11 protein-coding genes are annotated in these 12,522 nt (G+C 38.6%); 5 read left to right on the plus strand and 6 right to left on the minus strand.

What is annotated here, in order from left to right; translation table 11 throughout:
- Window positions 1-85: 85 nt before the first annotated feature.
- Together ACIQAA_RS15140 and ACIQAA_RS15145 are read left to right on the plus strand one after the other, a co-directional pair.
- A complete protein-coding gene (locus tag ACIQAA_RS15140; protein ID WP_402620963.1) occupies window positions 86-772 on the plus strand; it encodes a response regulator transcription factor in 687 nt (228 codons plus the stop codon).
- Window positions 765-2,069 carry a sensor histidine kinase gene (locus ACIQAA_RS15145; RefSeq protein ID WP_402620966.1) on the plus strand — a complete coding sequence of 435 codons (1,305 nt, stop codon included), beginning with the start codon at window positions 765-767 and terminating at the stop codon, window positions 2,067-2,069. The genes ACIQAA_RS15140 and ACIQAA_RS15145 overlap by 8 nt, the downstream gene beginning before the upstream one ends.
- Before the next feature lie 56 nt (window positions 2,070-2,125).
- Here the strand turns inward: ACIQAA_RS15145 and ACIQAA_RS15150 are convergent, their stop codons facing one another.
- Window positions 2,126-3,724: a catalase gene (locus ACIQAA_RS15150; RefSeq protein WP_402620969.1), complete on the minus strand. Its 1,599-nt coding sequence runs from the start codon at window positions 3,722-3,724 to the stop codon at window positions 2,126-2,128.
- Between the two features lie 183 nt (window positions 3,725-3,907).
- Here ACIQAA_RS15150 and ACIQAA_RS15155 point away from each other — a divergent pair, with 183 nt between their 5' ends.
- The 3 genes from ACIQAA_RS15155 to ACIQAA_RS15165 all read left to right on the plus strand — a co-directional run bounded on the left by ACIQAA_RS15155 (window position 3,908) and on the right by ACIQAA_RS15165 (window position 5,766).
- The gene (locus ACIQAA_RS15155) at window positions 3,908-4,597 is read left to right on the plus strand and encodes a polyphosphate polymerase domain-containing protein (protein WP_402620972.1); all 690 of its coding nucleotides are present in this window, start codon (window positions 3,908-3,910) and stop codon (window positions 4,595-4,597) included.
- A gap of 24 nt (window positions 4,598-4,621) precedes the next feature.
- Window positions 4,622-5,305, plus strand: coding sequence for a DUF4956 domain-containing protein (locus ACIQAA_RS15160; protein ID WP_402620975.1), 684 nt, complete (start codon window positions 4,622-4,624; stop codon window positions 5,303-5,305).
- Window positions 5,306-5,490: 185 nt separating this feature from the next.
- Window positions 5,491-5,766: a hypothetical protein gene (locus tag ACIQAA_RS15165; RefSeq protein WP_402620978.1), complete on the plus strand. Its 276-nt coding sequence runs from the start codon at window positions 5,491-5,493 to the stop codon at window positions 5,764-5,766.
- Between the two features lie 127 nt (window positions 5,767-5,893).
- Here the strand turns inward: ACIQAA_RS15165 and ACIQAA_RS15170 are convergent, their stop codons facing one another.
- The 5 genes from ACIQAA_RS15170 to ACIQAA_RS15190 all read right to left on the minus strand — a co-directional run bounded on the left by ACIQAA_RS15170 (window position 5,894) and on the right by ACIQAA_RS15190 (window position 12,474).
- On the minus strand, window positions 5,894-8,011 hold the full coding sequence (locus ACIQAA_RS15170) for a transglycosylase domain-containing protein (RefSeq protein WP_402621017.1): 2,118 nt from the start codon (window positions 8,009-8,011) through the stop codon (window positions 5,894-5,896).
- 286 nt (window positions 8,012-8,297) lie between these two features.
- Window positions 8,298-9,599 carry an MFS transporter gene (locus ACIQAA_RS15175; RefSeq protein WP_402620981.1) on the minus strand — a complete coding sequence of 434 codons (1,302 nt, stop codon included), beginning with the start codon at window positions 9,597-9,599 and terminating at the stop codon, window positions 8,298-8,300.
- Between the two features lie 95 nt (window positions 9,600-9,694).
- Window positions 9,695-10,486, minus strand: a complete 792-nt coding sequence (locus tag ACIQAA_RS15180; RefSeq protein WP_402620983.1) for a 2-keto-4-pentenoate hydratase — start codon at window positions 10,484-10,486, stop codon at window positions 9,695-9,697.
- A gap of 91 nt (window positions 10,487-10,577) precedes the next feature.
- On the minus strand, window positions 10,578-11,468 hold the full coding sequence (locus ACIQAA_RS15185; protein ID WP_402620985.1) for an alpha/beta fold hydrolase: 891 nt from the start codon (window positions 11,466-11,468) through the stop codon (window positions 10,578-10,580).
- A gap of 22 nt (window positions 11,469-11,490) precedes the next feature.
- Window positions 11,491-12,474 carry a DODA-type extradiol aromatic ring-opening family dioxygenase gene (locus ACIQAA_RS15190; RefSeq protein WP_402620988.1) on the minus strand — a complete coding sequence of 328 codons (984 nt, stop codon included), beginning with the start codon at window positions 12,472-12,474 and terminating at the stop codon, window positions 11,491-11,493.
- Between the last annotated feature and the right edge of the window lie 48 nt (window positions 12,475-12,522).

A 12,522-nucleotide genomic window follows, 5' to 3' on the forward strand; every position in this document is an offset into this window, starting at 1 on the left:
TCCCTACATGAAAACATTTTGCAATTATCCCAAATAGCCCTATAATCAAACTATCTTATTAACCGCTTGAAAAGAGGAACAACCAATGAAATTATTAATTATCGAAGACGATAAACACCTGTCTGAGACCATCCGTGAAACAGTTGAAGAACTGTTTGAAACACAACAGGCATACGATGGCGAGGAAGGTTTGTTTTTAGCAGAGCAGAATATCTTTTATGTCATCATTTTAGATATCATGCTTCCCTATATGAATGGCTATGAAGTTTTACAAAATTTAAGAAAAAAAAACATCACTACCCCAGTCATGATGTTAACAGCCAAAGATGGTATTGATGATAAAATCCAGGGCTTTAAGGTCGGAGCGGATGATTATCTCGTCAAGCCCTTTCATCGTGAGGAGCTTTTATTACGCTTAGAGGTGATGGTAAGAAGGAACGTTGGCACATTTAAAGAAAACGTGATTACCTTCAATGATCTAAAGCTAAATGTAAAAAATAATACCGCGACCATTGGTGATGAACTTGTGAATCTGAATGGGAAGCAATTCGAACTTCTTGAGTACCTAATTAACAATAAAAATACGATTCTCACAAAAGAACAAATCTTCGACCGAATTTGGGGATTCGAATCTGACACAAGTGCAACGGTTGTCGAGGTGTATGCAAGCAAATTACGAAAAAACTTAAAAAAATTCAACTATGATCACTATATCAAAACCTTCAGGGGATTAGGTTACATGCTGACTGATAATGGTGAAGGTGATGTTTAAAAATAAGATTTTTAAAAATAAGATTTTTAGAAAACAACAGTTAAAATTCATGGTTCTCAATCTCATTTCTTTTACGGTCATTTTTACGATTTTCGGTTTGATTGTTTTTAGTCAGGTTCAAAACACCTTATTCTCAAAGACAGATGAGGAACTGCTAATGGTTAAGGAAAGGATTAACGATCATTCACCTAATGATTTTAAAACCCCTCCCCCAAACGATGACAGTGAAAATGTACCGCGTCAGAATGATTGGCCGAAAAATCCTCGAATTATTGTCATAAAGTGGGACAAAAATGATAACATAGTCAATCAAAATGAGATTGGAACTTCATTCTATGAAGATTATTTGGAAGATTATACACCTGATAAAACGAACCTAGATACCATAACCAATACGAACGTGAATAATTTGTACCCGTTTCGCTATATTTTATTTGAAGATACCCATGATGACGATGAAGTTGTTTATACTCAGCTTATGATTAACATTGATGCGGAACAAAATATCCTAAATAATTTCAGTAAACTCATTATCCTTTGTTCATCCATTTTTATTTTACTATCGATTTCAGCCAGCTATTATTTATCAAAAAAGATGATGAAACCGATTATTCATTCCTGGAACAAGCAAGCTGAGTTTGTTGAAAATGCCTCTCATGAGTTAAGAACGCCATTAACCATTATTCAAAACAAATTAGAGTTAATGCTGACCACACCTCATGAAAAAATAGCGAACAAATTTGAAAATATTGCCTTAAGCCTTTCTGAAACTAGAAGACTATCGAAGCTTACGACTGACTTGTTGACGTTAGCAAGGGCCGACTCCTCTGAAACACAGCTTGAGAAAAAATCTATACATGTTGACAGTTTTGTCAAAAGCGTTTGTTCACCTTATATCGAAATTGCTGAATCACAGGATAAACATTTCTGGCTAAAACTAAATAGCGACATTATGATGAATGCAGATGAAACCCGTCTTCATCAGCTGCTCGTCATCTTGCTCGATAATGCCTTAAAATACACAGGTGAACATGATAGTATCGGAGTAAAAACCTACGAAGAGGATCATAAAGTAGTTTTTGAAATAAGTGACACGGGTATAGGAATCAAAAAAGAAAATATACCGTATATCTTTGATCGTTTTTACCGAGAAGACAGAGCACGTACAAGAGAATCAGGCGGTATTGGATTAGGTCTCTCTATCGCCCAATGGATTGTCTCCGCTCATTCTGGAAGCATAAAGGTTAGTGTGAATGAAAATAAAGGCACCACTTTTAAAGTAAAACTTCCAAAGTAATACAATTGAACAAATTAAAAATAGCCGAACTCACTAAAAGTTCGGCCTTTCTTTTATTAATATGGATCTGCTTCATGCCCCATTTGTTTTGCCTTATCTGTCGCCTCATCTGCTTCAGCCGTACTTGTATGTGTGGTATCGTTTCTCATTTCCATTGCATTTGCTACGCCTTCTTTGACACGTCTTCCATAATCCTCGTCTGCATTGGTAAAATACTCAATCATTTTATCCTGGATTTCTGGTCTGCATACTTTGAGTGCGTCGACAAGATTGCTTATGAGCTCATCCCTTTCCCAGTCCTCAAAACTCCTATACGTTTCACCAGCTTGTCCAAAATCGTTGGTGCGATCAATTTTTTCACGAACCAATTTGTCATTATAGTGTGGTTCATGAACTTTACCTACCTGTTCCGCTTCCTTTAAACCTCCGATAACAGAAGGCTCATAATTGGTGTGCGGACTTTGACCTGGTGCCAAATCTACGTGATAGGACATTTGCCCGCCCCGCTGATTGGTAGCCACCCGCTTTTTAGGTGCATTAATAGGAAGCTGTAAATAGTTTGTGCCTACGCGATAGCGCTGTGTATCTGAATAGGAAAACGTTCTCCCTTGAAGCATCTTATCATCGGAAAAATCCAAGCCATCCACCAATACTCCTGTACCAAACGCTGCCTGCTCTACTTCATTAAAATAATTTTCCGGATTTTTATTTAATACCATTTTACCGACTTTTAAGAATGGAAACTTATCTGTTGGCCATAATTTTGTATCATCTAATGGATCAAAATCCAGCTCAGGATGGTAATCATCGCTCATAATCTGAACGCAAAGCTCCCACTCAGGATAGTCACCACGCTCTATTGCCTCATACAAGTCTTGGGTAGCATGGCTGACATTTTTACCTTGTATTTGTTCTGCTTCCTTTTGAGTTAAATTCTTAATACCCTGTTTTAACGGTTCCCAGTGGTATTTAACGAGAACCGCTTCTCCGTCCTTGTTAACCCATTTGTATGTATTCACACCTGAACCCTGCATTTGGCGATAATTTGCCGGAATTCCCCAAGGAGAGAATAAGAAAGTAACCATATGTGTAGCTTCCGGTGTACGAGAGAGGAAATCAAACATTCGCTCAGGGTTACTTAAATTGGAAACCGGATCGGGTTTAAACGCATGAATCATATCAGGAAATTTCATTGCGTCGCGGATAAAGAATATTTTTAGGTTATTTCCAACAAGATCCCAGTTGCCATCCTCGGTATAAAATTTAACCGCAAATCCCCGCGGATCTCGTGCGGTTTCTGGTGATTCCATTGCGCCTGCCACTGTTGAAAAACGAACAAAGAGCGGTGTACGTTTCCCTTCCTCTTGGAACAGCTTCGCTCTCGTATATTTTGCGATTGGCTCGTCTCCTACTTTCCCATAGGCCTCAAAATATCCATGCGCCCCTGCTCCTCGTGCATGAACCACCCGTTCCGGCACTCTTTCACGGTCAAAATGAGAAATTTTTTCAATAAAATCATAGTTCTCAAGTGTCGATGGTCCACGACTGCCAACCGTTCTGATATTTTGATTATCTGTAACAGGATGACCCTGGCGATTGGTTAAGGAATCGGAACTTTCACCAGTGCCCTTCTTTTCTTGATTATTTTCTTCCACTTTAAGCCCTCCATTCCTCGAAATAATACTATCTAATTATTACCAATTGAAATCAATGTATGTATTTTTTCTCTGTCTCTATCAACTTTTTTAAACAATCATTGTTCATTTAAGGTTTGTTTAAGGTTTAACTAACATAATAGGTTTCAAGAAGTGGTGTAACAGATTGGAGAGAGAAATATAATGAGCTTAAATGGAGTAAAGGGCCGGAGAGAATTAAAGCATGAAGTGACTTCATTGGATTGCTATCTGCTTCGAAATAAATTGAAGCATTTTATGAAACCGGACCCTCATGCGAAAAACAATGGAAAATACTTAATTCGAAGTGTCTACTTCGATAACTTTGATAATAAGGTTTTATCGCAGAAAAAAGAAGGTTTACTTGATCGAGATAAGTTTAGAGTCAGATTATATGATTACAACATGGATTATCTTAATCTTGAAAAAAAGAGCAAACGAGACAATTTAACCTTTAAACAAAAGTGCCGTTTAAACGCAGAGGAATATGAACGAATTCGTGTTGGTGACATTGAGTGGATGGAAAATAACACAAGACCTCTCATAAAGGACCTATTTGTCCAAATGAAACTCTATCAATTAAAACCGATGACGGTTGTCGACTATCAACGTGAAGTGTTCATTTATGAATATGGAAACGTCCGTGTAACATTTGACAGCTGTATAAAAACTAGTTTTCGAAATAACGATGTTTTAAACCCAGATTTAGCCATGGTTGAGACCACTCCGAATGTCGTGGTTCTTGAAGTGAAATTTGATGAATATTTACCTGATGTCATCAAACAATTACTTCAAGTTATCGATCGACGAAAAGGCGGCTATTCAAAATATCAGTACAGCAGAATGTTTGGTTAATACTCATAATTGGAGGACTTATTAATGGAAAGTTTAAATTTCAAGGATATTTTCAAAACGAGTTTTTTAGAAAAAACAAGCAGTTTTTCGATAGTAGATTCATTGATTGGATTGTTGGCCGCTTTTGCACTAGGTTTGCTTATTTATTACGTCTACAAGAAAACCTTCACGGGTGTTATCTATTCTCACACTTTTAATATTTCCTTGATTATCATGGCGATGGCAACTGCCCTAATCATCATGGGAATCTCGTCTAATGCATTGTTATCACTCGGGATGGTAGGGGCATTATCGATTGTCCGTTTCCGAACTCCTATTAAAGATCCGATGGATATTGTTTATATTTTCTGGGCGATTGTCGCTGGAATCTTGTGTGGTGCTGGATTTGTCCCTCTTGCTATTATTGGATCCATCTTGATTGGAGCAGTCTTACTTGTCTTTATTAACAAGATAAAGATTGAAAACCCTTATTTATTAGTTGTGAGATACAGCAGCACTTCGATTGAAAAATCACTGGAACACGTCATTGCTGGACATGCTTTAAAGCATTCTCTTAAATCAAAGTCTGCGATGCCAGGCAGCGATTTTGAAGTAACCTATGAAATAAGAGTCAAAGATCATGACCCAGATTTTCTTAATAATATTTCTAATATGGATGAAGTTAAATCAGCCATCATGTTAAGCTATGACGGCAACTTTACTGCTTAATGTTTATTGAATCAAAAAATCGAATGAGCAAAATCAAACGTTAGGAGAATAATAGCTCTGAGCGTTTGATTTAAATTATTTATAGTGACTATTATTAATTTTTCACCATCCGTTTCACACATGATAAAACTTACATAGACTATTGATGACTTTCCAAATTATTTATCTAGGGAGATGACTGTAATTTGTATAACCCTTACCAATACAATCCTTATCACTTTAATCAAGCTCATCAATATGCCCCAAACCCAAATAAACACACGGTATTAAGAACTGTCGAGCCTTTTGTGCAATATGGATTACATGAAGCAAAACACACTTCTTATGCTCATGCATTAAGAGAGGTTGCAGCTATTACCTACCTTATGGGTATGGGATATGATCCCAACATTGCCCACAGGATAGTTGAGTCTTGGGAGATCAACGAGGTATTTTATCCGGGGCAAAGATTTAATTCCTAACCTTTCAAAAGGTAATAAACAAGACCAAATCGTATGTGATTTGGTCTTTCAATTAATAATGACAGAAGATGTTACACCGCAAAAGAGGAACTACTTCAGCATAGCCTTTTAAACCACAAATTAACTTTTATTCATCCTCATCTTCTTCATTTTCGTCTTCTTCATTTTCATCTTCGTCTTCTTCATCTTTATCTTTATCTTTATCCTTTTTCCCCTTGTTCTTTTCCTTATCGCCCTTTCCCTTTCCATTATTTTCCTCTTGCTTTTCCTTTTCCTTTTCCTGCTCTTTCCTTGCTTTTTCCTCTTTTTCTTTTATCCTTTTGATTTCATTTTTGTATTTTTTCTCAACGCTGGCTAATGCAAATTTTTCATCTGGAAGCGCTGATCCTGCCTTGGATAGTATTTCTCTAAAAATTACAGGGGTGGTTCCACTGCTTGATGCCGCTAAATAGTGACTTTCGTCCGTTTGGTCGTAGCCTAACCAGACCGCTCCAACAATGTTTGGGGTATAGCCCACAAACCAATGATCCTTTGTTCCGCCCTCGTTCGCGAATGGAAGCTGTGTTGATCCTGTTTTACCGGCAATGTCAAAACCATCTAGCTTAGCCCTCTCCCCAGTACCTTCTTCAACCACACCTTTTAGCATGTAGGTGATTTTTTGAGCGATTTCCGGTTTTGTCACTGTAGTCGATCTGCTCTTCCATTTAGCAATTACCTTGCCATCTGCGTCTTCAATTTTTTGGATAGAGTGTGCTTCCACCATGATTCCATTATTGGCGAAAGCGCTGTAGGCTTGTGCCATTGCTGCCGGTGAGGCTCCATCGTGCATACCTCCTAGGGCAATGCCAAGTGCCCGGTCTTCTTCTTGTAAAGGAATGCCGAATTTCTCCACAGCCTTCGTGCCCTTTTCCAAGCCAATCTCATTTAATAACCAAACAGGAGGAACATTGTACGAATTTACGACCGCATCATACATTGTTACCTGACCTCGATATTGCTTATCATAATTCTTAGGCTGGTATCCGCCAATATCTAATGGTTTATCTTCCAACAGATCAAAAATTTCGTAACCTTGTTCTAAAGCAGGTGTGTATACAGCTAATGGTTTCATGGTCGAGCCTGGCTGTCTGATTAATTGCGTAGCCCTGTTGAATCCTAAAAACGTATGCTCACCTCTTCCTCCAACTAGTGCTTGAATGCCACCATTTTCAGGATTAATGAAAATCGCCCCGCTTTGAAGCAGTTGATCCTCTTGACTCTCTGGGAAAAGATTACCATTCTGATAAACTTCCTCTGTCGCCTTCTGAATTGTAGGATTTAATTCTGTATAAATATGAAGCCCGCCTGACAGAACTTCATTCTTGGTCAGCTTATATTTCTTCATGGCTTCATCAATAATGTGGTCCACATAATAAGGGTATTTGCCATCATACTCGTCTTCCACTTTATCTTCATTTAACACAACAGGCTGTTCCTTTGCTTTTTCAACATCGTCTTGGCTAATATATCCTTCCTTTTCCATCAAGGTTAATACAAGATTTCGACGCTCAACAGACTTTTCCATATTTTTAAATGGTGATAGTATAGAAGGTGCTTTAATTAGCCCCGCGAGCATAGCAGATTCGCTTAAGGTTAGTTCACTTGCTTCTTTTCCGAAGTAGGTTTTGGCCGCACGTTGAATCCCCCATGCTCCCTCGCCAAAATAGATCTGATTTAAATACCTCTCGATGATTTCATCTTTTGAGTAGGTACGTTCAATCTTTTTCGTAATAATCAATTCTTTGACCTTCCGTGTATAGGTCCGTTCATGTGTGAGGAATGCATTTTTTGCAAGTTGTTGTGTAATGGTACTCCCGCCTGCAACAATGTCACCGCTCACCATATTTTTGAAGAAAGCCTTCATAATCGCGAAATAATTAATTCCATTATGCTTATAAAAACGTTGATCCTCTGTTGCTATTACCGCATGTATGACTTCTTTTGGAATTTGTTTAAATCCAACGCCTTCAATACCTGAATTGGAAATTTTACTTGCAATTTCCCCATTCTGATCATAAATGATCGTTGGCTGTGGTGCTGGCTTATTCAATTTACTCACATCGCTAGTCCAAATAAAGATATTAACGATGAGGAGTCCACATAAAGCAGCGATAATCCCTGCTGCAATTAATCTCTTCGCAATACCTTTTGATAACAATTGTCTCCAATCCCATTTAGACGTTTTTCTTTGCTGTCGTCTTTCCATTCGTCCCACGTCTATTCCACCTCTTGAAAGTTAAATGCGAATTTCTTTTATACACCAAGTCTCATACTACCATAATAAACGTACTTGGATAGGGTCCATTTAAATCTTTCGTTGCCACAGCTATTCCTTTTGCCCGTACTTTTCTATTTTTTCATAAAAAAATTTTTGGGATTATTCCATCCCAAACAAGTTTTCTGTAATAAACTTGAATACAACAAAAAAGAATGGCTTGGAGAGAACTTCAAGCCATTCTTTATGTGTATACTATTGCATTTTGTTTGTTTATTTATATAGCTTTTGTAGCGTCAGGATTTATTTCGGCTGAATTTTCTAACTTTTCAGGTCGTACTGACATCCATACTAATCCACCGAACACGAGTAAAACTAATCCACATACCTGAAAGGCCAAATGGAATCCCGCTGCTTGACTAGCTGAATTTTCAATAAGTAAACCCGTTACATACGGACCAACAATTCCTCCTAATGAAGTTATGGCCATAAACCATCCTTGAACTTTACCTTGATGTTTAGGTGAAACCAAATCAACTAAAATAGCTGGTCCCATAACTAGCGTGATACATCCAAACGTTAAACCAAGTGATAATAATGCAATCGCCAAGATATTAGAACTGACCATCGTTCCAAAAACATAGCTGGCTGCTCCCGCTAACAGAACAGGTCCCAAGATGAAGATGCGTCCTTTTACCATGCTCTTCGTTTTATGATAAATGCGGTCAGAAATACTTGAAAAAGTAATCTGCGAAAGGGTAATCATGATCCATGGCAGTGCTACCACCAAACTTAATGTTTCCTCACTTAGATTGCGGCCATTTTCCAAATAATTTGGCAGCCAGTTTAAACCAATCGTAAACGACCAATACGTGGCAAACCCACAAAGGGCGACTAAAATAAAATTTTTCGAAAACAAAACAGACGTAAATTTTGTCTCAGTCGAAACGATAGATACTGGCGTACCGCCTTTTGCTGCTGCAGATTCGCCCTCTGTAACCGCTTTCTCTTTTGCGATGAAGATCCAAGCAATGATCCAAACAAAACCTACCACTCCCGTAGCAATAAATGCGGAACGCCATCCATAATTTATAATCATATTCATCAAAATTGGAGCCGAAATCGCTACACCAAGTGGACCGCCAATTGATACCAATGTTAAGCCAATCCCTAGTTTTTCTTTTGGAAGATACTTTGAGGCAGCAGTCATGGCTAAGGAGTACGACGGACCCTCCCCAGCACCTAAAATAATTCTTGTTACTAATAAATAAGCAAAACTACTTACAAAGATGGTAGAAAATTGTACAACTGACCAGATTGCCACCATACCAATAATGACTTTTTTTGCTCCTATTTTATCTGCAAGACTTCCACCTAATACAGCTGAAATGGAATACAGTAAGAAGAAAACACTGCCAACAACACCCCATTGTTCAGCATTTAATCCTAATTCCTCGATAATGGAAACCGAGGCAAATCCAATAATGGCTTTATCGGCATTACTAATGACGGTTAATAAAAATAACAGGAAAATAATCACCCATGCTTTTTTTGATACTGAATTTTTCCTTTGCTCCATAAAGCACCTCCTAAAATGTTGCCATGGGGACGGTTCTTGTGGCCGGTTTAACGATATAAAACCATGAGAACCGTCCCCAATGTTTCCCCAATGTTTCACTTAAAGCTAACTTCTACTTTGCCAATATGAGAGAATTCAGCAGTGAACACATCCCCTTTTTCGGCTGCCACTGCGGCTGAGAGTGCTCCAGAGAGAATGACTTCACCCGCTTTTAACCCTACATTGTACTTTGATAATTTATTTGCAAGCCATGCTATACATTTAGCTGGGTTACCTAATACATCTGAACCATACCCTGTGTTCATCCGTTCACCGTTTTTAAACAAGTTCATTTTAATCGAAGGTAAGTCGATATCCTTTAAAGAGAATCGTTCCTCCCCGATGACAAATAATCCGCTTGAGGCATTATCGGCTACCGTATCTGCTAAGGTAATCTTCCAGTCTGTAATCCTGCTGTCGACAATTTCTAAGGCAGGGGTGATGTAATCTGTTGCATCGAGTACATCTTTGACCGTAACAGATGGCCCCCTCAAATCCTTGCGAAGAACAAAGGCAATCTCACCTTCTACCTTCGGCTGGAAAAGATGGTCTAAGGTAATAATCCCGCGATTACTAACTTCCATTGAATCCAATAAATGACCATAATCTGGCTGATCCACTCCCAACAGTTCCTGCATGGCAACAGATGTTAACCCAATCTTTTTCCCAACAATCCGCTGACCTTCCTGAACTTTCTGTTCAATTGCCCTTAATTGAACATGATACGCGTCATCAATAGACAAATCAGGGTACACTTCCGTTAGCGGTGAAATGGATTGCTTCGTTGCTTCTGCCTGCTGCAAAAGCTTATTTAGATGTTGAACTCGAAGAATGACTTGGTTACTCATATCGAAAACCTCTTTCTTTAAATAAAGCACTATTCATAGATTCAGGTTTACAAACTATGAATCTCTAAATAGTGCTTTCAAGGGTGAGCTATTATTTTGTTACCAATGCTTCGTCTTCTTGTCTAGCTGTTTTATTCGCATTTTTCAATAGGAAATCGATTAAAACACTATTAAATTCTTCTGGCTTTTCCCATTGCGGCCAGTGCCCTGCATCTTTAATAACCACAAGTTCACTATTAGGGATCATGTCTTGAATCGGTTTTGCTTCCTCAACAGTTGAAGTAGGATCATGGTCGGTCCACGCTAATAATGTAGGAACATTAATTTTTCCGCACCAGGATGGATCCCAGCTGTAAAGCTTTCTAATTTCAATATCCTGCAGACAGACGATATGATGAACCGCTTCTTGATAGGAAGGCTGGGTATAAATGTTATAGCGGGCTTCAATTAACTCTTCTGTTACTTGGCTTTTATCATACATTAACCACTCTAATCTCGTTTTTACATTTTCATAATTCGCTTCAAGAACTGCCTTTAATGTTGAATCCTTCAGCTTTTTCATGACTTCAGGCTTGTTGTTTACATTTCCTGGAGTATTCAGCACCATTGCTTTCACATATTCTGGGTGCTCAGCAGCAAACCAGGCTGCCACCCAGCCTCCTAAAGACTCACCAGACAGATACACTTTAGATAAATTTAATGCCTGGATAACTCCTAATAAATGTTCACTATAATAATCGATTCCGTACTGTCGATCTGGTTTCGCTGTATAGCCGTGACCAACCATATCGATATTAATGACGCGAAAATGCTTACTTAATCCTTTCATATTTTTCACATATGCCTCTATATGACCCCCAGTGCCATGGAGCAAAATCAAAGGTTCTCCAGTTCCAGCTTCCAGCACCCTGGTTTTAATTCCATTTGCATCTAAATAATATAGTTTAAATTCGATATCAGCTAAGTCTGTCCAAATTGTCATCTCAATCTCTCCTTTTTTAAAATTAAATTCTTACTTCTTCTTTAATCGTATTTTTACCATTCATTTGATTAACAGGCTGATTGAACTGAACGATGGCCATACCTGTCACCCATTCTGGAATCGGTTCATAGCAAGCTACACTTGCTTCAAAGCTTTGCAGCGCACCGAGCAGCACAAGCCAGTTGCGGATCTCCTGCCCTCCGTTTCCTAAGTTTTCCTCGATATATTCCGCACTCCAGTTTCTTAGTGAAGCATAATCTTTTTCTGTAACTAATCGTAAAAATTCCCTGTCCACTTGTTCATTCACTGGGCCTGATTTAATTTGGGTAACACGTGTTTCCCTTGTGTGCAAATACTCATCAAGCTGCTCAATTTCCTGGCGCCCATTTTTTAGCACTTGAATTAATGATTGATCCTCTGGCTTTTCACTATCAATCTTCGGAATTGGCACCCAGTGTGATAAACCGCCTGAAGCAACAATTGCCACCTTAAGATCGTTATCCCAAGACTCGATAGCCTTGCGGACTACTTCACCAATTTGGAAACAGCGGTCCATCGTTGGAAGCGGCGGTGCGGATGTATTCACCGCAATCGGCACAACAGGAATTTTAAGATCAGGATTTAAAAAGTAAATTCCTTGTGTATGTCCATGATCGACTTTCATTTTTAATGTAAATGCAAAATCCACATTGTTTTCTAAGCTTGTGTTAAGAATGTGTTTTGCTAAATCCTGCTGGACTGGAATATTGTATTTTGGAATCTGCCAGTCTCCCCAGCCTTCACACTCACCAATGCCAATCGTAAAGGACGGCATATGGTCGTAGAAGTAACTATTAAAATGATCATCAGAAACTAGGACAATCACATCTGCTCCTAAATCTTCGATATATTTCTTCATTTTAGCAGCTGTCTGAAGGAAACGTTGTCCTTTCTCTCCGCCTCCAGCTTCATTCGTCATGATCATCGGGCTATGTGACATCGCGACACCTGCGATAATTTTAGCCATTGGTTCCACTCCTTTTAAGAATTATTAAGAGATTAGTAGTTTCTTAGG

This window comes from Neobacillus sp. NPDC093182, from assembly GCF_044754045.1.

Coding starts and splice junctions, on each gene's coding strand:
- ACIQAA_RS15140 (WP_402620963.1), top strand. CDS start 86: ATGAAATTATTAATTATCGAAGACGATAAACACCTGTCTGAGACCATC.
- ACIQAA_RS15145 (WP_402620966.1), top strand. CDS start 765: ATGTTTAAAAATAAGATTTTTAAAAATAAGATTTTTAGAAAACAACAG.
- ACIQAA_RS15155 (WP_402620972.1), top strand. CDS start 3,908: ATGAGCTTAAATGGAGTAAAGGGCCGGAGAGAATTAAAGCATGAAGTG.
- ACIQAA_RS15160 (WP_402620975.1), top strand. CDS start 4,622: ATGGAAAGTTTAAATTTCAAGGATATTTTCAAAACGAGTTTTTTAGAA.
- ACIQAA_RS15170 (WP_402621017.1), bottom strand. CDS start 8,011: ATGGAAAGACGACAGCAAAGAAAAACGTCTAAATGGGATTGGAGACAA.
- ACIQAA_RS15175 (WP_402620981.1), bottom strand. CDS start 9,599: ATGGAGCAAAGGAAAAATTCAGTATCAAAAAAAGCATGGGTGATTATT.
- ACIQAA_RS15180 (WP_402620983.1), bottom strand. CDS start 10,486: ATGAGTAACCAAGTCATTCTTCGAGTTCAACATCTAAATAAGCTTTTG.
- ACIQAA_RS15185 (WP_402620985.1), bottom strand. CDS start 11,468: ATGACAATTTGGACAGACTTAGCTGATATCGAATTTAAACTATATTAT.
- ACIQAA_RS15190 (WP_402620988.1), bottom strand. CDS start 12,474: ATGGCTAAAATTATCGCAGGTGTCGCGATGTCACATAGCCCGATGATC.